26 protein-coding genes are annotated in these 21,393 nt (G+C 52.4%); 11 read left to right on the forward strand and 15 right to left on the reverse strand.

From position 1 onward, the window contains the following. Positions 1 to 3: 3 nt before the first annotated feature. Together ACS603_RS06005 and ACS603_RS06010 are read right to left on the reverse strand one after the other, a co-directional pair. Positions 4 to 1,026 (reverse strand): phage major capsid protein, P2 family, encoded by a 1,023-nt coding sequence (locus ACS603_RS06005; protein WP_474943929.1) that lies wholly within the window; start codon positions 1,024 to 1,026, stop codon positions 4 to 6. Between the two features lie 59 nt (positions 1,027 to 1,085). After that, entirely contained in the window at positions 1,086 to 1,880 is a 795-nt protein-coding gene (locus ACS603_RS06010) for a GPO family capsid scaffolding protein (protein ID WP_474943930.1), read from the reverse strand. 172 nt (positions 1,881 to 2,052) lie between these two features. Between ACS603_RS06010 and ACS603_RS06015 the strand changes: the two genes are divergently transcribed. The 3 genes from ACS603_RS06015 to ACS603_RS06025 are packed head-to-tail and all read left to right on the forward strand — an operon-like array spanning position 2,053 to position 5,197. Continuing rightward, on the forward strand, positions 2,053 to 3,828 hold the full coding sequence (locus ACS603_RS06015) for a terminase large subunit domain-containing protein (protein WP_474943931.1): 1,776 nt from the start codon (positions 2,053 to 2,055) through the stop codon (positions 3,826 to 3,828). Then, entirely contained in the window at positions 3,825 to 4,877 is a 1,053-nt protein-coding gene (locus ACS603_RS06020) for a phage portal protein (protein WP_474943932.1), read from the forward strand. The genes ACS603_RS06015 and ACS603_RS06020 overlap by 4 nt, the downstream gene beginning before the upstream one ends. Next, positions 4,874 to 5,197 (forward strand): Ogr/Delta-like zinc finger protein, encoded by a 324-nt coding sequence (locus ACS603_RS06025; RefSeq protein WP_474943933.1) that lies wholly within the window; start codon positions 4,874 to 4,876, stop codon positions 5,195 to 5,197. The genes ACS603_RS06020 and ACS603_RS06025 overlap by 4 nt, the downstream gene beginning before the upstream one ends. Here the strand turns inward: ACS603_RS06025 and ACS603_RS06030 are convergent. The 10 genes from ACS603_RS06030 to ACS603_RS06075 form a co-directional block, all read right to left on the reverse strand. Further along, positions 5,171 to 5,383, reverse strand: coding sequence for a hypothetical protein (locus tag ACS603_RS06030; protein WP_013097403.1), 213 nt, complete (start codon positions 5,381 to 5,383; stop codon positions 5,171 to 5,173). The genes ACS603_RS06025 and ACS603_RS06030 overlap by 27 nt on opposite strands. A gap of 119 nt (positions 5,384 to 5,502) precedes the next feature. Further along, positions 5,503 to 7,524, reverse strand: a complete 2,022-nt coding sequence (locus ACS603_RS06035; protein ID WP_474943934.1) for a replication endonuclease — start codon at positions 7,522 to 7,524, stop codon at positions 5,503 to 5,505. Then, positions 7,521 to 8,378 carry a DNA adenine methylase gene (locus ACS603_RS06040; protein WP_474943935.1) on the reverse strand — a complete coding sequence of 286 codons (858 nt, stop codon included), beginning with the start codon at positions 8,376 to 8,378 and terminating at the stop codon, positions 7,521 to 7,523. Before ACS603_RS06040 ends, ACS603_RS06035 begins: the two co-directional genes overlap by 4 nt. Further along, entirely contained in the window at positions 8,375 to 8,671 is a 297-nt protein-coding gene (locus tag ACS603_RS06045; protein ID WP_347499264.1) for a DUF3850 domain-containing protein, read from the reverse strand. Before ACS603_RS06045 ends, ACS603_RS06040 begins: the two co-directional genes overlap by 4 nt. Beyond that, positions 8,662 to 8,895 carry a DUF2732 family protein gene (locus ACS603_RS06050; RefSeq protein WP_347499263.1) on the reverse strand — a complete coding sequence of 78 codons (234 nt, stop codon included), beginning with the start codon at positions 8,893 to 8,895 and terminating at the stop codon, positions 8,662 to 8,664. The genes ACS603_RS06045 and ACS603_RS06050 overlap by 10 nt, the downstream gene beginning before the upstream one ends. 66 nt (positions 8,896 to 8,961) lie before the next feature. Continuing rightward, positions 8,962 to 9,363 carry a hypothetical protein gene (locus ACS603_RS06055; protein WP_474943936.1) on the reverse strand — a complete coding sequence of 134 codons (402 nt, stop codon included), beginning with the start codon at positions 9,361 to 9,363 and terminating at the stop codon, positions 8,962 to 8,964. Continuing rightward, positions 9,363 to 9,800, reverse strand: coding sequence for a hypothetical protein (locus ACS603_RS06060; protein WP_474943937.1), 438 nt, complete (start codon positions 9,798 to 9,800; stop codon positions 9,363 to 9,365). Before ACS603_RS06060 ends, ACS603_RS06055 begins: the two co-directional genes overlap by 1 nt. Beyond that, positions 9,784 to 9,984: a phage filamentation protein Fil family protein gene (locus ACS603_RS06065; protein WP_474943938.1), complete on the reverse strand. Its 201-nt coding sequence runs from the start codon at positions 9,982 to 9,984 to the stop codon at positions 9,784 to 9,786. Before ACS603_RS06065 ends, ACS603_RS06060 begins: the two co-directional genes overlap by 17 nt. A gap of 9 nt (positions 9,985 to 9,993) precedes the next feature. Further along, positions 9,994 to 10,497, reverse strand: a complete 504-nt coding sequence (locus ACS603_RS06070) for a phage regulatory CII family protein (RefSeq protein WP_474943939.1) — start codon at positions 10,495 to 10,497, stop codon at positions 9,994 to 9,996. 32 nt (positions 10,498 to 10,529) lie between these two features. Further along, the gene (locus ACS603_RS06075) at positions 10,530 to 10,751 is read right to left on the reverse strand and encodes a regulator (protein WP_320731693.1); all 222 of its coding nucleotides are present in this window, start codon (positions 10,749 to 10,751) and stop codon (positions 10,530 to 10,532) included. A gap of 136 nt (positions 10,752 to 10,887) precedes the next feature. Between ACS603_RS06075 and ACS603_RS06080 the strand changes: the two genes are divergently transcribed. From ACS603_RS06080 to ACS603_RS06090, 3 genes are all read left to right on the forward strand, one after another. Next, on the forward strand, positions 10,888 to 11,508 hold the full coding sequence (locus ACS603_RS06080) for a phage repressor protein CI (RefSeq protein ID WP_474943940.1): 621 nt from the start codon (positions 10,888 to 10,890) through the stop codon (positions 11,506 to 11,508). Between the two features lie 77 nt (positions 11,509 to 11,585). Further along, the gene (locus ACS603_RS06085; RefSeq protein ID WP_474943941.1) at positions 11,586 to 12,635 is read left to right on the forward strand and encodes a phage integrase; all 1,050 of its coding nucleotides are present in this window, start codon (positions 11,586 to 11,588) and stop codon (positions 12,633 to 12,635) included. Between the two features lie 172 nt (positions 12,636 to 12,807). Beyond that, entirely contained in the window at positions 12,808 to 13,584 is a 777-nt protein-coding gene (locus ACS603_RS06090) for an SDR family NAD(P)-dependent oxidoreductase (RefSeq protein ID WP_474943942.1), read from the forward strand. Here the strand turns inward: ACS603_RS06090 and ACS603_RS06095 are convergent. After that, on the reverse strand, positions 13,581 to 14,132 hold the full coding sequence (locus ACS603_RS06095) for a TetR/AcrR family transcriptional regulator (protein ID WP_474943943.1): 552 nt from the start codon (positions 14,130 to 14,132) through the stop codon (positions 13,581 to 13,583). The two genes, ACS603_RS06090 and ACS603_RS06095, sit on opposite strands and share 4 nt — an antisense overlap. Before the next feature lie 82 nt (positions 14,133 to 14,214). Here ACS603_RS06095 and ACS603_RS06100 point away from each other — a divergent pair, with 82 nt between their 5' ends. Together ACS603_RS06100 and ACS603_RS06105 are read left to right on the forward strand one after the other, a co-directional pair. After that, entirely contained in the window at positions 14,215 to 15,429 is a 1,215-nt protein-coding gene (locus ACS603_RS06100; protein ID WP_182060157.1) for an MFS transporter, read from the forward strand. Beyond that, positions 15,419 to 16,231 carry a Cof-type HAD-IIB family hydrolase gene (locus ACS603_RS06105; RefSeq protein ID WP_474943944.1) on the forward strand — a complete coding sequence of 271 codons (813 nt, stop codon included), beginning with the start codon at positions 15,419 to 15,421 and terminating at the stop codon, positions 16,229 to 16,231. The genes ACS603_RS06100 and ACS603_RS06105 overlap by 11 nt, the downstream gene beginning before the upstream one ends. Positions 16,232 to 16,315: 84 nt before the next feature. On the opposite strand, the gene ACS603_RS06110 is transcribed toward ACS603_RS06105, so the two are convergent. Continuing rightward, positions 16,316 to 17,548 (reverse strand): MFS transporter, encoded by a 1,233-nt coding sequence (locus ACS603_RS06110; protein WP_182060155.1) that lies wholly within the window; start codon positions 17,546 to 17,548, stop codon positions 16,316 to 16,318. A 233-nt stretch (positions 17,549 to 17,781) separates the two neighbouring features. On the opposite strand from ACS603_RS06110, the gene ACS603_RS06115 reads away from it, so the two are divergent. The 3 genes from ACS603_RS06115 (at position 17,782) to deoR (ending at position 19,952) form a co-directional block, all read left to right on the forward strand. Continuing rightward, positions 17,782 to 18,510: a phosphatase PAP2 family protein gene (locus ACS603_RS06115; RefSeq protein WP_474943945.1), complete on the forward strand. Its 729-nt coding sequence runs from the start codon at positions 17,782 to 17,784 to the stop codon at positions 18,508 to 18,510. Between the two features lie 7 nt (positions 18,511 to 18,517). Beyond that, complete coding sequence (gene ybjG / locus ACS603_RS06120; protein WP_182060153.1) at positions 18,518 to 19,126, forward strand: undecaprenyl-diphosphate phosphatase; 609 nt, start codon at positions 18,518 to 18,520, stop codon at positions 19,124 to 19,126. Positions 19,127 to 19,193: 67 nt separating this feature from the next. Beyond that, complete coding sequence (deoR, locus tag ACS603_RS06125) at positions 19,194 to 19,952, forward strand: DNA-binding transcriptional repressor DeoR (protein ID WP_014069494.1); 759 nt, start codon at positions 19,194 to 19,196, stop codon at positions 19,950 to 19,952. Positions 19,953 to 20,020: 68 nt separating this feature from the next. Here deoR and dacC read toward each other — a convergent pair whose 3' ends face one another. Further along, positions 20,021 to 21,223 carry a serine-type D-Ala-D-Ala carboxypeptidase gene (gene dacC, locus ACS603_RS06130; protein WP_014069493.1) on the reverse strand — a complete coding sequence of 401 codons (1,203 nt, stop codon included), beginning with the start codon at positions 21,221 to 21,223 and terminating at the stop codon, positions 20,021 to 20,023. Positions 21,224 to 21,393 lie beyond the last annotated feature (170 nt).

The raw sequence follows: 21,393 nt of genomic DNA on the forward strand, positions 1-21,393 counted from the left end.
TGATTAGCCCTCCACAGGCTCAGACGGTTTGCCGATTGTCACGGCATCTTCATCAATCGCCGCGTACAGCTCCGGCACTTCAACCGCGTAACCTTCATTACGCAGATAGCTGTTTTCGAACTGTTTGCGATCATCTTCAAATCGCGCTTTACGCTGGCGCGTGTTGCGCTGGGTGTAGATGTGCAGGTTAGAAAGCGGTGTCACCACCATGCGTTTACCCGGCATGAACGGCGGGATAATCGCCTGACGGCCAGCAATGGTACTGCCCAGCATCTGCGCCGCGATTTTCTCCGTTGGGCGGTCAGCTGCCTGGAAAAGGCGGTACTGTTCAGCAGCCACCAGATCAGCACCTACCAGCACCACCAGGCGCGGGTCATTGCGGAACTGCGCCGGAATTTTGGCGTTAATCAGATCGGAGGCCATTGCATCCAGAGATTTGTAATCACCCGCCTCATCCAGCACCACGGGATCGGTCATGATTTGCTTGCCATCCAGCAGGGTTTTCATGCGCTCATGCCAGCCGATGTTTACATCTTCCCCGTTCGGGTTTGCGTCAGGGTCTGTGGTTTTGGCACGGGATTTACCGTTAAAGCCAATACGCAGCATATCCATCGCAAATGCCTGGGTGCTGAAGGTCTGCACCAGGTTATAAAACTCGTTTTCTTCCTTCCCGGCGTTCGCCCAGACGGAAAGCAGATCCCAGCGCAACGCGGCGCAACTGTCTGTTTCAACCAGTGAATAGTCATTACCGTCAACACCCACCTGACGGACAAAACGACTTTTTTCACTGCGCCCGGTATGAAGCGCTGATGCACCGACAGAAATCACCTGGCCACTCAGCTGGTCAACGTCCAGCGTGGTGATCCAGCTCAGAAACTCCACGGACTCCAGCAGCGCCAGGCGCAATGCGTTTTCCTGCGGATCATTCAGGGCAAAATATCGACCTGGATTTTGCGTATTAAACTGCTGCGCCATCCCTGCCGAATATTTACCCAGTAATTCCCGCGCACGGTTATTCAGTAACATAAGACTCCCTCGCAATTAAGCGATAATAAAAATGTTTTGCTTATTCGCGTTGCGGCTAATTAAAGGTATTTGAACTGACCGGATTTAGACGGCATCTGACGCTCTTTACGCTTACCGCCTTTATTACCCAAATCATTAAAGCGGGTAACAATTTCTTTGGCATTGTCACGAATAGCGGCAAACTCTTCCGTGTCCACTACTTCGGTAATAGTGTCAACATCGTCCTGCACGGAATTAAGCTGGGTTTCAATTGCACCCACTCGCGCTTCCAGATCGTTCAGTGCGCTGGCCAGCGCCTGCAACTTATCATCAGCTGGCGGATCGTCCTGCGAGTTTTCATCTTCAAACTTCGGCTTAATACCAAATAATTTCTGCCAGTTTTTCATCTTCCCTTCCTGCGTAATTTTGCCATTGCGGGAAATCACACAACTGTAATATCCCTGTTTGTTTAATTTGCGCCGACTAAAGCGCAGCCGTGTTGTTCCCACGCTTGCGGGTTGGTCAGTAACGGCCAGCCCCTTCAGATAAGTGCGATCTCCACCGCGCCAGTTCAGTTCCGGCTCAACGGAGAAATAAAGCAACTGACCTTCATCATTTGCATAGATGAGGCGCTTATTCGGGCACAGGCTGACATACAGCCGCGCCAGCCCGTCATCGCCGTCCTGCCACGTTGCTTCCAGCACCTCACCGAAATTTCCGGCGTAGCGCTCATGTTCCGGCCAGAGTAAGGCGGCGTAATGTTTCGGATCATAGGTTTCCCCCATGTCGATAATCCATTGCCGTTCCAGCACTCGCCCGTCAACCGTATCGCCTTCAGTAGCAACACACAGCCAGCCAGTTTTTAAATGCGACACATATATCCCCCTCTGTCGATTAACTGTTTCCCTTGCTGCGGATTTGATTATTGCTAATTAACCTCGCCCCCGCATTACGCTTTATTCTGAACAGTTCGGTTATAAGCCTTTACCGAACAACAACGAATTTACCCCGCCGTTTTTTTATAAGCGCCACGGCATAATTAAATCTATGGCTAAATACTCAGAAGAATTAAAAGGCGTTGTTCGTGCGCTTTATCTGCGCCGCTATACGCCCAAAGAAATTGCATCAGAATTAAATCTGCCAAATGCGCGGATCGTTTACTACTGGGCTGAAAAACATAACTGGGCTGATTTACTCAGTTTCGAAAGCACGGAGGAGGCAATTGAACGCCGTTACCAGCTGTTAGCCGGGCGCGACAATAAAAGTGATCTGGATTTAAAGGAAATGGATTTGCTTATTGCGCACGCCACAAAGCTGCGTGCCCAGAGCAACAAGCATAAAGAAAAGCTGGCCTCCAGCCAGGGTGAACGGCAAGCAGCTGCGCGAGGGGATAACGAGGACGAACCCCGCGGTAAACGCAAGTACAAGAAAAATGATATTTCATCACTTACCCAGGAAGACTTTGACACCTGGGCAGACGAACATCTTTTCGAATATCAGAAACACCTGCGCCGCAACATTGGCCTGCTGGTCAGGAACATCCTGAAAAGCCGCCAGATCGGCGCAACCTGGTACTTTGCCTTTGAGGCATTTGAAAATGCCGTAATGACGGGCGATCCCCAGATATTCCTGTCCGCGTCCAAAGCCCAGGCGGAGGTATTCCGGTCTTACATTGTCAACATTGCAGAACAGTATTTCGGTATCACGCTGACCGGGAACCCGATCCGCTTAAGCAACGGCGCAGAGCTGCGCTTCCTGTCTACCAACAAAAACACAGCCCAGTCATACAGCGGCCATCTGTACTGTGACGAATATTTTTGGGTTCCAAACTTCGCAAAACTCAATGAAGTGGCCAGCGCGATGGCCACACATGACAAATGGCGCACCACCTACTTTTCCACGCCATCAGCCAAAACACACCAGGCCTATCCGTTCTGGACAGGTGAAGAGTGGAAACAGGGCAGCAAGAAACGTGCGGCCATCAAATTTCCCTCATTTGATGAAATGCGGGACGGCGGCCGGCTCTGCCCGGATGGACAGTGGCGTTATGTCATCACAATGGAAGATGCCATTGCTGGCGGCTTCAACCTGGCCAACATCGAGAAGCTGCGCAACCGCTACAACACCGCCACATTCGACATGCTTTATATGTGCGTGTTTGTGGACAGCAAGGATTCTGTTTTCAGCTTTGCCGACCTGGAAGCGTGCGGCGTGGAAGTGGACACCTGGCAGGATCACGACCCGGACGCCAGACGGCCTTTCGGTGACAGGCCTGTGTGGGGCGGATTCGACCCGGCACGCAGCGGCGATTTGTCGTGTTTTGTCATTGTCGCCCCGCCGATGTTCGCCGTGGAAAAATTCCGCGTGCTGAAGGTGATTTACTGGAAGGGCATGAACTTCCGCCACCAGGCAAAGCAGATCGAAAAGCTGTTCGACCAGTACAACTTCACCTATCTGGGGGTAGATGTTACGGGGATTGGCCAGGGGGTGTTTGACAACATCCAGCACTTTGCCATGCGTGTGGTTGTCCCGATTCGCTACGACATGAACACCAAAAACCAGCTGGTACTGAAAGCGGCGGACGTGGTGGAAAGCCAGCGTATCGAGTGGGACAAAAATCTGAAGGAAATCCCTGCCAGCTTTATGTCTGTGAGGCGTACTACCACGAACAGTGGCAACGCCATGACTTTTGTTGCAGACCGCAGCCAGGACACTGGCCACGCAGAGGCATTCTGGGCAATTACCCACGCCCTGCATAACGAACCACTCAACTACGAAAACAAACCAAAATCCCGCTGGGGTGTAAGGAAACAGGCAGCATGAGCAAAAAGAAACGCTTTGTGAAACGCGAACCGCGCGGCAACCAATCCAAGAAAATGAGCATCATCAGCTTTGGCAAACCAGAACCGGTACTGACCACCGGAACGGACTACCGCGAAATCTGGTACGACAACGCCGCCGACCACTACACGCAGCCGATTGACCGTCTGGCGCTGGCGCAGCTTATCAACCTGAACGGCCAGCACGGCGGGATTATCCACGCCCGTAAAAACATGGTCACGGCGGACTATCAGGGCGGTGGCCTGACGTTCGACGAGCTGGAGGCCGCTGTTTTTGATTACCTGACATTCGGGGATATTGCTGTGGCCAAAATCCGTAACGGCTGGGGCGATGTGATCGGGCTTCAGCCTTTGCCAGGGCTTTACCTGCGCCGCCGAAAAGAAACAGGAAACGCGGGAACTGTGCCAGGGGATTACGTGGTTTTGCAGGAAGGTGAGCCACTGACGTTCCCGCCTGAAGATATCATTTTTATCAAGATGTACGACCCGCAGCAGCACATCTATGGTCTGCCGGATTACATCGGCGGCGTTCACTCCGCCCTGCTGAACAGTGAGGCGGTCATTTTCCGCCGCCGCTACTACCACAACGGCGCACACACTGGCGGCATCCTTTATACCCGCGACCCCAGCATGACGGACGAAATGGAGGAGGAGATTGAACAGCAGCTGCGTGACAGCAAGGGGATCGGAAACTTTTCCACCATCCTGGTGAACATCCCAGGCGGCGATGCTGACGGGATCAAGTTTATTGAGATGGGGGATATTTCTGCCAAAGATGAATTTGCGAGCGTGAAGAACATAAGCGCCCAGGACATTCTGAACGCGCACCGCTTCCCGGCCGGGCTGGCGGGTATCGTACCGCAGAATACTGCCGGGCTGGGTGACCCAGAGAAGGTGGAACGCACTTACAAAAAGAATGAGGTGCTGCCCATTCAGCGCCGTCTGGCGATGGCCATCAACAGCGATCCAGAAATTCCGCGCCACCTGCATTTAAATTTTGCTGAAGAAACAATGGCGGAGGGTGCAGCATGATGCAAAAAAGGCTAAAATCCAGGCATCATTTTACAGCCGGAGAATGGAATATGAGAGTCCTGAAGATTGAATGCCCGGAATGCGGCTCTAAGGCTGTGATTCGCAAAACTAACCGGAAGCACCGCCAGATTGCGGATATCTACTGCGCCTGTGCTGATGTGGAGTGTGGGCACACTTTTGTTATGAATTTGACGTTTTCCCACACTCTCAGCCCCAGCGCTAAAACGGGTGACGCTCTGGTACAAACCTTATTAAAAAATCTGTCACCCAATCAGAAGCAAATGGCACTGGATTTACTGAAAGCCGCCCCTGCCGCCTGAATCGCCCCCATTATGGGGGTGTTTTTTTTCATACTGATCCAGCTTCCTTCCCAGTTCCTGCGTCATCTCTCCAAGCCAGGCCAGCGCCACATCCTTTTCATCTTCAGAACAGTCAGCGGTTGCCATAAGTTTTGCAACTAAAGCGATCCGTTGAAAGGCAACGGTTTCAAAAAATAAATCCTGCACAGTATCCTCCCACGCAAACAACTGTATAAACATACAGTACACTCAAAAGCAATAATTGTGAATTTTTTTATTCACACCAGTAACAGTTTACGTTTTACATATCACATACTTACAGGCTATTACTGCCAGCCTGGCCATTGCTCATCTTCCGGACTGTTCCGTTTTTCCTGCAACCTCCCCTCCCTGTAAATCAGTGCAGATCGGCCAAATTTGAGACCACCACCCCGCTTCAGAATGTCGATTTCTTCATCCGTTCCGGCAAACCCACGCTGGTTCAGTTCCAGTTTTAACCGCCTCCGGGTTCCTCCCTCCGTACAGTTATTGACAGAACTCCAAGGGTGATTAAGGTCAACGGCAAAACCCGCCTCCGCTGGCGCTTCGGCCAACTTCGCAACCTTCTGCCACTTCACCAGACGCGTGCACACTTCAGAATCTGGAACTAAAGGCGAATAAACACCCTGAACACGCTGAACATCTTCCGCATATTCGTTACCCTGCTCAGTGATTTCATAGGCCAGACGAACAACCAGATCACGGCGTGCTACCAGTGCCCCGCCCTGCAATTGTGTATAGGCAGCCCAATCCCCAACATCTGCCGCCGCTAACACCGCATCCATACGCTTGTCAGTAAGGCGCTGATCACCCAGACGACGCAACTCCCGCCAGACAGTCACTGGCGCACCACCAATCTGCTGAAACTGCCGAATACGCCAGCGGGATGCCCAGGCTGATACGGATTTGGCCATATCACGCAAGTTTTCCCCTGTTTCTTCATCCTGCTCACCGTCCAGGGCAAAGCCGTCGATATTTTTAGATATGTATTTAGCGATGTAGCCTGTAGCCGAACCCTTAGCCGGATCGATAGACTCAACATGAAAACGCGCTTTAAGCGCGTTGGGTGATTGCAGCTCTTCTGAATCCGCAATTCTGGCGTGATAACAAAGAATATCGCGCACCGCTTCAACGTCATGCGGACGCATAAACAGCAACATATGCCAGTGAGGCGTTCCATCGTGGTGGGGTTCAACCACACGAAAACCAAAAACATGAATACCGGCACGCGAGATCGCCGCGCGGGCTTTCGCCCAGACGTTGCATAAATAACGCTGCGTATCCTGCGGGCTTGCTCCGTTCCATTGGCTAACAAATCCGCCTTTGCTGTGTACCGCGTGATAACGTGACGGTGCAGTAATTGTGTAGAACTCTCCGGCCAGCCCCTCTTCATTTGCCATATCTTCAAATCCTCGCATCCTAACCATTAATTCACATCGACGGATTGCCGGGTTTGCCACGCTGCGATGCACCAAACTATCCAGCGCAATGCGGTTGCCCTCGTCATCCATCAGATCAAACTTTTTGAAGAACTCCAGATTACGTTTCTTCTGGTCTATCCATTCGCCCAGGGTTTTACGTGACACATAGGCGCTGGCTGATTTCTGCACCTGGCCAACGGCGATGGCCAGATGTTCACGTTGCAGATCACGGGCACGCTTCAGGCGCTGATACCACCATTCCGGTGCCATTAAACGCAAAATGCCGGATTCCGCTTTTCGGGTTTCCAGCTGGCCTTCATTCGCTTCGTGCTCTGCCCAGTACGGTGGCTGGTTGTTCAGCATGAGGGAAAGCGAGCAAAGATTGCGGTATGCCTCCAGCGTGCGCTGGCGCATTTCTCTTTCGTCTTTTGGCCTACCCTTCAGCTGGTCAGTGAAGTCATAAAACATCTGTGCCATCCAGCCGGAAACCTGGCCAGACAGCTTTTTGAGATCGGTACGGTCAAGTGACGGTAAACGCTGCAATGATTTACCGAAGGAGAGATCGTTAACGTCAGCGGCCAGCTGATAACGCGCGGCCACTTTCCGCAGACGTGGCAATACATTCCCGCCGATTGTTTTGCGCAGGAATGTATTGGCACGGCGGCGGCCGTCACGACCAGCAAAAAGCTTTTCGTAACGGTTGCCAAAATACCCGGCCAGCCAGTCGGGTATTTCATGAAGGTACTTTGAGCGCCATTCATAATCCTGCGGGTTAACTGACCACAATCGGCGCTCTGTTATCGTTGCGTTAGCTGGCGTTCCTGGCGCAAAAGTATCGCGCCGCCAGGTATCGACGGCGTGATGTTGACCATTTGCAACAAGCGTCATGCGCAAGCTCTTGCAATTGAATCAAGCGGGGATTTCAGGATCAGCTCTGCGGCTTTTTTCTGGCTTGCAGCTGCGGCACCGACACTGCGCGGCGCATTGATTTGAACAAAATCAAAACCTGCATAGAGGTAACGCACCATTTCCAGATCGCTGTTTGAGGCAACAACACCAACCCCTGCACGTGCCAGACGGCGCAACCTACGCGCCAGCCTTCCCTGATCCAGGTGAGAAAAGCCAGTATCTGTGTATGAGGTGAAATTTCCTGATTCCGTCAGATATGGCGGATCGCAATAAACCACATCCCCTGCACGAACCAGCGCCAGTGTTTCGGAGTAATGCGCTGTAATGAAGGTTGCACGCTTTGCCTTCTCAGCAAATGCGCGGACTTCTTTCAGTGGGAAATAGTTTTTCTTGTACTTCCCGAATGGGACATTGAACTGGCCACGGCGGTTGTAACGGCAAAGCCCATTAAAACCGTGGCGGTTCAGGTACATGAAACGGGCAGCGGCTTCAACGCTTTCAGAGCCCAATCCCTTACCGGGGGAATTGAACGCATCCCGGACGGCATAGTAAAAAATGGCGCGGCTCTCCTGTTCACCCAGCGCCCCGGCAGAAAACAGGGTTTCAAGTTCCATGAGAAATGCGTCAGTGTGGTAGGCCATCGCCTTGTACAGATTGACTAAATCCGGGTTCAGGTCAGCAATCAGGTATTCGTCATAATCAGTATTCATCATGACGGCGCACGAACCTGCGAACGGCTCAACCAGGCGTTTACCTTCCGGCAAATGGTCAAGCAGCTGCGGCATAATGCGGACTTTGCTGCCAACCCATTTAAGAGGGGTTTTCACTGTCATTGAACACCCCCAGTAATTACGTATGCGAGAGCGTCAAATGGAGAAAGCGAACGAATAGAAAGCATCACCCACCCGCTTGAATCTGGCATTACTTCGCTCACAGGTAATATGTGGGTGATCACAGCCGCCCACTCCCGCCCTGTGTATGAGCCGTGCTTCCATTCCTGTAATGACAGAAGATCACCCACGCTGTAGGCGCGGTCATTTTTACGCAGCTCTGCTTTTTTCTGGCCAGCAACCACAGCATCCAGAAACTTTGGAGTTATTTTTATGCTGTGAATTTTTACTGCCATGCTGCACCGCCTTTGCTGCAAATAGCCGCAGCCTCTTCACGGATCAGCTCCACGATTTCGGCAGCGCTTAGCCCTTCAATGGCGGCATAGGTGGCCAGCTTATCCAAACGGGTGGAACACAGATCAGCCGCTGCAACCTTCCCCTCCTGCGTGGCCTTAATAAGCATTGCCATCAGGTCAATACCTGATTCTGTAGCTGGTAAATTCTGACGATTCATGTGCATTTTGGTTTCCTTAAGGCAAAAGAATCCCCGGCCACCGCAGGGATGGCCAAAAATTCAGGCAGTTAATTAGTGGAAAGAGGCGGTAACGGGCGCGGCTGAGTGGCTCGGCGCAGGGACTTTGTGAAGCTCGTAAGTTTTGCGCCACCACTCCTGGATCAGCGCCTTTATTTCGCCAGCGCCCAACGCCCCAGCGATGTAATACATGGAACGAATACCAGCCAGCGCTTCAACCTGCTGGTACTGGCTTTCTGCTTCACGATAAACACAGCTCCAGTAAGCAACATTCACAGCCAGCCAATGACGCTGGCTTGTCATGTGCTCGGTATCATTGAAGAAGAACGGGTGTAAGGCCACGCGGTCATTTTTAACGGTGCTTTTCTCCAGAAAGAGAATGGCGTAATTATGTGGCACACCCCACACTGCCAGCTCTTGTCCCAGTTCTTTGGCGTTTACAGATATAACGGACATTAGTGATTCTCCTGCTGTTGCAACAATTGCATTTTGCTAACAAATTGAGGTGCTATAACCATTTGCACCCCGTTACTGCTGTAAATCGGATTAACTTCCTTGGCCGGGCGATTAGCGGTACGCCTAGAAAAATCGCTGTCACATAAACTGCCGAAACCTTCAAACGTCAGACGCGCACGTGATATTCCCAGACGCAGCTGAATCATCGCCCGATAGTCCAGGCGTTCGAACAATTCTCGCCAGCAGCATTTACACAGATGGGCTTTGAGAACGTCCGAACCGGAAGCAACCGCCGCCGCATGTAAAACAACCCCGCGCCATTCTGGCGTCAACTTGTCCCACCAATCCGCCGCCTCGCTTTTGCCACTCCAGTACTTACGGCGGATATTTTTCAGATGCTCAAGCCCGCGCTTTTGCTGCTCAACGTTTATGGCCATAGATCCCCCTGATAACCCCAAACAAGCGAGTCCAAAACGGACGATGATGAACACAGGCGTTAAATTTGTATTGGTGGCCAGGGTTCCAGCGCTTACCATTTGGCAGTTCAAGCCAGCCAGTCGAACCGCTGGCCAACTGCATAACCGGAGATTCTTTTTTCAGGTAAGTAACGAAAGCTTTCATGGTTATCCCTCACATCATGCCGCTGGCGCTGGTAGTCACAATATCGACGGCAGCAGCAAGAACCGGCGCAGACTGGAGGCGGCTTTCTACGGTGTAAGCCAGAACGGAAAGGGAACGGATTGCATCACGCGCACGATCAAGGATTTGTGTGCGACGTGCTGCGGTCATGTGCTCAGTTGATACAGCTTCCCCAGCGATTGCCCCCACATTTGCTGTGGCACTCAACGCGCAAAACTGCATGTTGGCTTCAGTGGCGTTATTGATAGGAACGGACGGGAGGCAATTAATCTGCCCCAGCATCCCATCCAGTAAGCGCGCATCTTCGGTGTAATCGGTGATAGCCAGAAGCTCATCGCAGGTCAGGCGGTGTGGTTGAACCGGGTTCAACTTATTGCGCAGGATCTGCGGGCGCATACCAACGGCAGCGGCCACATCTTCCAGGTTGTGCGCCAGCGCAAACACTCGGCAAGCTGCATCAAAATGAGCATGTTTAGAAGTTTGGTAATCAAACATAGTCAGCACCCTCTTAGCGTTTCAAAATCGAATCAGTTAAGTACGATGTTGCAACCCGCAAGAGCGTCGATAGTAAGCGCCGCAATATTGATCATGACCTTTTCACGACCTAAATCTTTGCGAAGGCGATGACGAGGCAAACGGCCATCCTTCAGCATCGCGTCTACGGTATCTTCTGGTAAACCAGTAAGTTCGATGTACTTCTCTTTTGAGATTGATGGAACGGGCAGATTGATTGAAATGTTTGTGGTCATAGTGCAAGATTCCTCGTTTGAGTCTTAAACCGTAGCTAGCGGTGATAAGTATTAATAACTCCATTTCCGTACCTCAAACGGAAGGCTAAAGCTTCAAATGGAGTTAGTCAACAATTAAAACTCCAAAGGCGTAATTATGGACTTCAATAGAGGCGGGCGGGAGGTAATCAAACGATTACTTCTTGCTTATGGATTCAAGACAAGACAGGCCTTGTGCAACCAGCTCGGTGCATCAACCAGCACAATGAGCACAAGATGGATGAGGGATATTTTTCCAGCAGACTGGGTTATTCAATGCTCTATGGAAACAGGTGCTTCGCTTGAATGGCTCTCCTTTGGGAAGGGTGAAATCTTCCAAACCGGAAAAAATAAAACTCCAAATGAGTACTCACAGACAGCGAACGACAACGCCTTGGGTGATGTAGTCTCAATTGCTCGTAAGAAAATCATTGATGGGAATCTGTTCGACTCCAATTTTTATATGCTCGATAAGGCAATGCTTCCCTCCCACCTCAGCAAGCCGGTAATCATTATTGATGACGAAACCGCCTATGTCGCAGACATGAAAACTGACGAATTATCGGATGGAACATGGGTTGTTGAAATTGAGGGGAAAACAAGCATCAAAGAGCTTACCCGTATTCCTGTTGGTAAGGTGCTTGTCGCCCCGATATCTGGTGGCCAATCTTTTGAATGTGGAATCAATGAGCTTAAGCCATTAGCTAAATGTTACTACTACCTAATGTCGAATGTTTGATCGAGCGATTATCAAACATTGACACTGTATAAATAAACAGTAAAAAATACCCTATTACTGATGATAAGGGGTATTTAATGGCGGTTCGTAAACTTGAAGCAGGAAAATGGATCTGCGAGTGCTACCCTGCTGGACGTTCTGGACGCAGGGTAAGAAAGCAGTTTGCCACCAAAGGCGAGGCACTGGCTTTCGAACGTCACATCATGGATGAAACAGCGGCCAAACCATGGCTAAGCGAGAGTGTTGACCGGCGTTCACTTAAAGATGTCGTAGATCTATGGTTTAAGTTGCACGGCACATCTCTGTCAGCTGGCAAACACGTTTACGCCAAACTTTTACTCATAGTCACTGCGCTGGGCAATCCTACAGCAAGTTTGCTAACACCCAAGATGTTTGCCCATTACCGTGATAGACGTATCACTGGAGAGATTTACTTCAGTGATAAGTGGCGAAAAGGTGCCAGCTTGGTAACCGTCAACCTTGAGCAAAGCTATCTAAGTAGTGTTTTCAGCGAACTTATCCACCTAGGTGAATGGTTGCAGCCTAATCCTCTGGAAAATATGCGCAAATTCACCATAGCCGAAAAGGAAATGGCTTGGCTGACGCATGACCAGATAGCAGAATTACTTTATGACTGTCAGCGTCAAAGTCGATTACTGACACTGGTTGTTAAAATATGCCTGTGTACTGGCGCGAGGTGGCGTGAAGCGGTAAACCTCACACGTTCGCAGGTTACAAAGTACCGCATCACGTTTACCCGAACTAAGGGCAAAAAAAACCGAAGCGTACCGATCAGCCCCGGTTTGTATGAAGAACTAACATCCCTGAAGGGATTTAAATTCTTCGACGATTATTACTTTCAGTTCTCATCTGTAATGGATAAAACCTCCATTACTCTTCCGCGTGGCCAGCTTACCCACGTGTTGCGCCATACCTTCGCCGCGCATTTTATGATGTCCGGCGGAAACATTCTCGCCTTACAAAAGATACTTGGCCACCACGACATTAAAATGACCATGCGCTACGCACATCTGGCACCTGAACACCTAGAATCAGCTCTGCGCTTTAATCCACTGGCCACTATGCCCAGTGGCGACAAAGTGGCGGCGGCTGTTGCCACTCCCTAACCTTTAATACCCCTAACTACTATTTTAACTTATTGATTTTAAAGTAAGTGATTGTTTTTCCTAACCCATTTATATAAATGGGTTTTTTGTTGCCTGAAATCCCCCCTTCCCTCGTCAATTCCCCACCCATCGCACATACTTTTGGTTCACCCGGACTGACAAAGGTGGACACATGCAACTCAAACACCAGACCGCGCTCATCTTTGGCGGCAGCGGTGCAATCGGCAGCGCGGTGGCGCACGCTCTGGCACGCGACGGAGCGCACGTATACCTTGCCGCGCGTGACCAGGCCAGACTGGATATCACCGCAGAAAGCATCCGCGCCGCAGGTGGCACGGCCAGTACGTTTATCTTCGATGCCCTTCACGGCTCTGACCCGCTTCCGGCCCTCACCAGCATCGACGTGGTGGTTAACGCCACCGGTTTTATGCACGACCAGGGGAAACGTATCGATGAATTAACCCTGTCCGAATTCAGACAGGGATTCGATCCTTTCCTCACGGCGTACTTCAACATCGCAAAATCTGTTTCACCGAAAATGGGCGCCGAGCGCGCAGGCTGTATCATCACTGTCGTCGCACCGGCGGCGAATATGACCATGCCGGGTCATCTCGGGCATATCGTGGGGTGTGCGGGGATAGAGGCTTTTACACGGGCGCTCGCCGGTGAGCTGGGGCCGAAAAATATCCGGGTGTTGTGCATACGCTCCCACGCCATTGCCGATGCGGTCCAGGCGGGTTCGTATGTGGGTGAATTGTTTGCCCTAAAAGCAAAGGGAATGGGCATTTCGGTGGATGCGTTTTTAGGTGGTGCGGCACAAGGCACCATGCTAAAACGCCTGCCGACGCTGGCACAGGTGGCAAATACCATCGCGTTTCTGGCCTCGGATGAAGCGAATGCGATGACGGGCGCGGTGGTGAATATGACGGCCGGCGCAACCACTTATTAGCTCCCGCCCTCACCCGCAATCCTCCCCACCATCATGCGGATCTCTTCCCGTGATAACGGCTGTCGGTCTGTTACAAAGTGCAGCGTCATGCCTTCAATAAACGCATCCAGCGCGCGGGCAGTGACCGGCTCAAACCACTGCTCAAGCGTGTTCTGGCTCATTTTCATCCAGTCCTGCATCACTGTTTTAAGCGCCGGGTTGCGGTTCATAAAGGCATACAGTTGATACATCAGCTCCATATTGTGCGGCGTGGTGACTTCAGAACTGTGGATCAGGGTGGTAATGGATTCACAGGCCATTTCCGGGCCGTTAACGCCTGCAAAGTAGTCGCGATACTGCTGCGACATTTGCCGCGTAAACCACGTGAACGCCTCTTCAAGCAGCGATTCCTTACCGTCAAAATAGTAGGTCATCGATCCCAGCGGCACACCTGCACAACTGGCAATTTTACGGTGCGTAACCGCATGGATCCCGTGTTCTGCAATGGTATCCAGCGTGGCCTGGAGTATCTTCTCCCGGCGGTTGGGATCGTTCGGTGGTCTGCTCATAAAATCCTCATCTCGTTTATGTACAAATGTACACAAACTTGATAGTGTTGTCGCTATTGTTGTACTTCTGGTGCTTACCTCAATGACAGTAACTTCACCCCGTAAAGCCCTTCGACTGCGTATGTGGGCGCTCTTTATGTTCTTCTTTATCCCCGGGCTGCTTATGGCATCCTGGGCGACCCGCACACCCGCCATCCGCGACATTTTGTCGGTATCAACCGCAGAAATGGGCATTGTGCTGTTTGGCCTGTCGGTAGGCTCAATGAGCGGTATTCTCTGCTCCGCATGGCTGGTGAAGCGTTTTGGTACGCGCGCAGTTATTCGTACCACCATGTGCTGCGCGGTATTTGGGATGCTGGTACTGAGCCTGGCATTGTGGTTCGCCTCCCCAGTGCTGTTTGCTCTGGGCTTGACGGTGTTTGGCGGCAGTTTTGGTGCAGCCGAAGTGGCAATCAACGTTGAAGGGGCAGCCGTTGAGCGCGAAATGAACAAAACCGTGCTACCCATGATGCATGGTTTTTACAGCCTCGGCACGCTGGCAGGCGCTGGCGTCGGGATGGCACTCACGGCATTCGGGATCGCCGCCAGTCTGCATATCTTACTGGCTGCGCTGGTCTGCATTGTGCCCATTCTTACCGGTATCAGAGCAATCCCTGGCGGGACGGGCAAAAACACCGCTGACGAGCAAAAATCGGCGGAGAAAGGGTTGCCGTTTTATCGCGACATGCAGCTGATGCTGATAGGCGTGGTGGTGCTGGCCATGGCCTTTGCCGAAGGCTCCGCAAATGACTGGCTACCGCTGCTGATGGTGGATGGCCACGGATTTAGTCCAACCTCCGGCTCGCTGATTTACGCCGGGTTTACGCTGGGTATGACCGTTGGTCGCTTTACCGGCGGCTGGTTCATCGACCGCTACAGCCGCGTGACGGTGGTTCGTGCCAGTGCCCTGCTGGGCGGGCTGGGAATTGCGATGATCATCTTTGTTGATGTCGACTGGATTGCCGGTGTCTCGGTGATTTTATGGGGGCTTGGCGCATCGCTGGGCTTCCCGCTGACCATTTCCGCCGCCAGCGACACCGGTCCGGATGCCCCAACGCGCGTCAGCGTGGTTGCCACGACAGGTTACCTCGCCTTCCTGGTGGGCCCGCCACTGCTCGGTTTCCTGGGTGAGCACTACGGGTTGCGTAGCGCCATGCTGGTGGTGTTAGGATTGGTCATGATTGCGGCGCTGGTGGCGCGCGCGGTAGCAAAACCAGAAGCAGAACACACGACACTGGAGAAGGGATATGAGCGTTAAACTGATTGCAGTCGACATGGATGGCACCTTCCTGAGCGATGCGAAAACCTACAATCGTGAGCGTTTTCTGGCGCAATATGCGCGCATGAAAGAACAAGACATTCGCTTTGTTGTCGCCAGCGGAAACCAGTATTACCAGTTGATTTCATTCTTCCCGGAAATCGCGCGCGAGATAGCCTTTGTGGCCGAAAACGGCGGCTGGGTGGTGAATGCCGGTGAAGACGTGTTTAACGGTGAACTGTCGAAAGCCGACTTCGCCGCCGTGGCAGCCGTGTTAAGCGATGTCCCGGAAGTGGAGATCATCGCCTGCGGGAAAGGCAGCGCCTATACACTGAAATCCTACAATGACGGCTTCAAGGCGATTGCCGCCCAGTACTACCACCGACTTGAAATGGTAGATAACTTCGACAATCTGAACGATATCTTCTTCAAATTTGGGCTTAATGTTTCAGATGACGAAATCCCGCGCATCCAGCCAATGCTGCATGAGAAGCTGGGCGATATCATGGTGCCCGTCACCACAGGCCACGGCAGTATCGACCTGATTATCCCCGGCGTGCATAAAGCCAATGGCCTGCGGATTTTACAGCGGCACTGGGGTATCGAAAACGGTGAGGTAGTGGCCTTTGGCGACAGCGGAAACGACGTGGAAATGCTGCGTCAGTCGGGCTTTAGCTTTGCGATGGCCAATGCAAGACCTCACATTAAAGAGGTCGCCCGGTTTGAAGCGCCGCACAACAACGATGAAGGTGTGCTGGATGTGATTGAGAAGGTGTTGAACCGGGAAGCGCCGTTTAATTGAGTTTACGTTCCCTCTCCCAAGGGGAGAGGGAACTGTCCGTGCTCGTACTGTTTTGTGGGGATCACTCAGCCCAACATCAACAGATTACGGCTGCAACGCATTCCCGACACGTTTATCCTTCAGGAACACTACCATCAGGGCAACCCACAGCACGCCGTTGGCGAGGTTAAACAGGCTGAACAACCCATTGCCGCCCAACGCGTAAGCGTGCTTGCTCACCTCGATACCGACAGTAAAAATCAGCATCTGTAACATGCCCATTGCGGCAGACACCGTACCTTTACTCATATCACTGGCAAACAGCGTCAGGCGAACCAGCCCGGCGTTCGCCAGCCCAATGCCAAAGGCATACAGACTCAGCCCGGCGGTCATCCACAGGTAAGCGTGTGATGACGCCACAGTCGCCACAGCTGCTACAATCAGCCCTGCCGCAATCGGCCAGCCGCCCATGATAATCAACGAACGTACGGTACGACGCGAAGTCAGACGCGCCAGCACCAGGTTACCGATTATCAGCGCGCCAAAAATCGGCACCTGTAGCAGGCCATACTCATAGCTGCTGAGCTTCTCGCCGCTGATGATAATGACCGGTGACTGCGCAATCCACGCCAGCAATGGCAGGCTGACAAAGCCCGTTGCCAGCGCGCCCGCCACAAAACGGACGTTTTTCAGCACCTCTTTGTAATCCCGCCCCAACTCTTTAAGGGACAGTTTTTCGCCCAACCGGGTGGCGGTTTCCGGCATCGCCCGATGCAGGCCAAAGAAGGAGATGGCCGCAAGCGCCGCAAAGAGAACAAACATCCCCTCCCACGGCGCGACATGCACCCATGCAGCCCCCACCAGCGGCCCAAGCAAGGGAGCAATCAGCGCGACGTTCGCCATCAGCGCGGTAATTTTGATGCACACCGCTTCTTCAAAGGATTCCTGAATCGCCGCATAGCCCACCGCGCCGATAAAGCACAAGCTCACCCCTTGCAGGAAACGCAGCAGTGTAAATTGCTCGATATTTTGCGCCAGCAGCGTGGCAAGGCAGGTCACGATAAACCACACCACGCCCGTCAGCATAACCGGACGACGGCCAATACGATCTGACAGCGGGCCTAACAGCCACTGTAAAAACATACCGCCAGCCAGATAGGCGGTCATGGAGGTCGGCACCCACTCAATGCCTGCGTTGTACTGTTCGACAACAGCCAACATACCCGGCTGGATCATATCGTTGCCGATGTAGGTTGAGAATTCGTAGAGCACCAGACACAGAGGGAAAAGTAACGCCTGACGTCCCAGACGATTACCGGAAGAAGAACGGTTTAACATGCAGTCTCTTTATGATGAAAAAATCGCGGTGAGTGTAATGAAATGCTGCTTCCTGAGATAGTCATTTATCGAGGAGAAACAGAAATAAAGCACCTCTATCCTGAATAATTCAGATTGCATAAAGGCGGCGATGCACAGGCAACCTGGAGTATGGCGAGTATATCGTCGTTGTTTAAGGTTTCCTTAAGTTGACACTAATATGATAGCCACATTTCACGTCACTGACCTTAATTATGGCACAAACCTCCAGCCGTTCAGAATTATCTAAGTTACCGACAAATAAGACAAAACGACTTTACCGTTTGCCGGGCCGCTTTTATGGTTATCAGCTTTTCGTGCTGATAGTCCTTGCCGTTTTGTTTACCTGGCTATCTCGCGATGAAACGCTCGACAGATGGATAACAGGCTTTTGGTATGACACCGCAGCGCAGCGCTTCCCGTTGCAGCAAAACCCGCTGCTGGATTTGTTAAACCACCGGCTGGCGAAGTACATCGCCATTGCTTTAGGCGCGGTGGCATTGTTTTACGGCGCGTACAAGCGTAACGCGAGGCTGGTTACCGCCGCGCTGTTGATGGGGCTTGGTGCACTGGTCGTTGGCGTGCTGAAAAGCGTTAGCCATCACAGTTGTCCGTGGGATCTGGTGGAATATGGCGGTAAGGCAGTCTCTTACTCCCTGTTCAGCGCTGCTCCGGCAGACAGTGGCCCGGGTCGCTGCTTCCCGGGTGGACACGCCTCCAGCGGTTTTATGGTCATGGGTCTGTTTTTTGCCTTCTGGCGCGAGCGCCCTCGTCTGGCATGGAGCTTCGTTGTGCTGGGCGTTGTGTTAGGTCTGGCAATGGGTTACGGCCAGGTCATGCGCGGGGCGCATTTCTTCTCTCACAACCTGTGGGCTGGGTGGTGGGTCTGGTTTTCTCAGGTGGTGGTCTACGGACTTGTTTCCACCCGGTTTGCTAAAGAGTAACGACACTATGTTAGAACATCTGAATTACGGGCTGTTTTATCTGATCAACGCCACACCGGCTTCCCCGGAGTGGTCTATCGATATCGCCACCTTTTTTGCAAAGGATCTGATTAGCATTGTTCCACTCCTTGCCGCGATCCTCTGGCTATGGGGCCCGCGCAGCCAGGTCAACTCCCAGCGTCAACTGGTGATCAAAGTTGCCATGGCGCTTGCGGTGAGCGTGCTGGCAAGCTTTGCGCTTGGGCATATTTTTCCTCACGATCGTCCTTTCGTTGATCATGTGGGTTATACCTTCCTGCACCATGCACCGGATGACTCCTTCCCAAGCGATCACGGTACGGTGATCTTTACCTTCGCGCTGGCGTTCCTGTTCTGGCACCGCGTCTGGTCTGGCGCTGTGCTGATGGTTGTCGCCGTCGCTATCGCCTGGTCGCGCATCTATCTGGGCGTGCACTGGCCGCTGGATATGGTGGGCGGTTTCCTCGTCGGATTGATTGGCTGCGTGAGCGCGGCGATCCTGTGGAGTCTGTTTGGTCAGGCGCTTTATAACGGGCTGTCGCAGCTTTATCGCACGCTTTTTGCCATCCCGATCCGCAAGGGTTGGGTGCGTGACTAACCCCAGCCCAACAGGTTACACTTGAGCCCCCGCATTGCGGGGGCTCACTTTTTCACCCCGAGGAATTATGGAAACACGTCGCGATGACCGCATTGCTCAGCTGCTTCAGGCGCTGAAGCGCAGTGATAAGCTGCATCTTAAAGAAGCCGCAAACCTGCTTGGCGTTTCTGAGATGACCATTCGTCGTGACCTGAACAGCGACAGCGCGCCCGTCGTGCTGCTGGGCGGGTATATTGTTCTTGAGCCCCGCAGCGCCAGCCATTATCTGATAAGCGACCAAAAGACGCGTCTGGTTGAAGAAAAGCGTAAAGCCGCACGTCAGGCCGCCTCTCTGGTACAGCCTCATCAGACGTTATTCTTTGATTGCGGGACGACAACCCCGTGGATAATCGAAGCCATAGACAGCAGTCTGCCTTTTACCGCCGTTTGCTATTCGCTGAACACCTTCCTTGCCTTGCAGGAAAAACCCGAGTGTCGGGTGATTCTCTGCGGTGGTGAGTTCCACGCCAGCAATGCTATCTTTAAGCCGCTTAATCTCCAGGACACGCTCAGCAACCTGTGCCCGGATATCGCCTTTTATTCCGCGGCCGGGGTCAATGTGCAGCAAGGGGCGACCTGTTTTAACCTGGAAGAGTTACCCGTGAAGCACTGGGCGTTAAACGCGGCGCAGTATCATGTCCTGGTGGTTGATCACAGTAAGTTTGGCAAGGTCCGTTCAGCACGAATGGGCGAGCTGGCACGCTTTGACGCGATCGCAAGCGATTGTCGCCCGGATGATGAACTGGTCGCCCATGCGAAGGCACAGCAGATTAAGTTGATGTATTAACCCTCTCCCACAACAAAAGGGCAAAGAGTGTAGGCCGGGTAAGGCGAAGCCGCCACCCGGCAAAAAAATCAGAACCAGCTACCAAACCAACCGTGGAATTTCATCATCACGAAGTCCCACATCCGGCTAAAGAACCCACCCTCTTCAACTGCTTCCATCACAATCAGCGGACGCTGTTCAATCGATTTGCCATTAAGCTGGAAATCAATAGTGCCGACCACCTGGCCTTTTTTCAGCGGCGCAGTGAGTTGGCTGTCGGTCAGGGTATAGCTGGCTTTCAGGTTTTTCAGCTGACCACGCGGAATGGTTACCGATCCACCCTCGCCTGCGCCAAGGTTGACCTCGCTCTTGTCGCCAAACCAGACTCGCTGGCTAATGAAGGTGGCATCAGGTTTGATAGGCGTAACGGTTTCGAAGAAACGGAAGCCCCAGGTCAGCAGTTTTTCCGATTCGTTAAAGCGAATACGGTCGGTTTTAGTACCCAGCACCACTGAAATCAGGCGCATATCGCCCTGAGTTGCGGAAGCGACAAGGTTGTAACCCGCGCCTGCCGTTGTCCCGGTCTTCATGCCATCAACGTTAACGTTGCTGCTCCACAGCAGGCGGTTGCGGTTCGGCTGGCGGATCTTATTGAAGGTAAACTCTTTTTCTTTGTGGATGGCATATTCGTCCGGCACGTCGTGGATAAGCGCCTTCCCTAACAACGCCATGTCACGCGCGGTACTGAACTGACCCGGCGCATCAAGGCCGTGCACGGTTTTAAAGGTGGTATTGCTCAGCCCGAGCTTCTGGGCATAGCCATTCATCAGGCCAATGAAGGAGTCCTGGCTGCCCGCGACATAATCAGCCAGGGCGATACAGGCATCGTTACCTGACTGAATAATCACCCCTTTATTTAAATCTGAGACTGAAACCTGATCGCCAGGCTTAAGGAACATCACCGAAGAGCCACGCAGCGCGGGGTTACCGGTCGCCCAGGCATCTTTCCCGATGGTGACCATATCTTCCAGCTTGATCTTACCGGCTTTTAACGCCTGACCGACCACGTAACTGGTCATTATTTTGGTCAGGCTGGCCGGGTCAAGCTGCTCGTCGGCGTTGCCTTCCGCCAGCACTTTGCCGCTGGCGTAATCCATTAAGATCCAGGCACGCGCATCAACAGGCGGGGCTTCAGGAGCTGCCTGCTCAGCTGCGTAGAGTGTCGGTGCAAAAAGAAAAAGAAGCGCAGAGCCTGCCGCCAGGCTGCGCAGAGAAGAAGTTTTTTGCGTCATAAATGCCACCCGAGTGTCCATTCAAAAAATTACGTCACATCACCGTGTCGCAAGAAGCGATGAGTAATAGCGCACTAAATCTGTTAAAGAAACCTAAACCAGGTAAAGTTTTTAAAGTTTATGCAATAACATCCGGATACGCTTTGATCAGCGTGATTTTTTTGTCTTCT

This window comes from Enterobacter sp. Li2LvB3 (assembly GCF_056156645.1).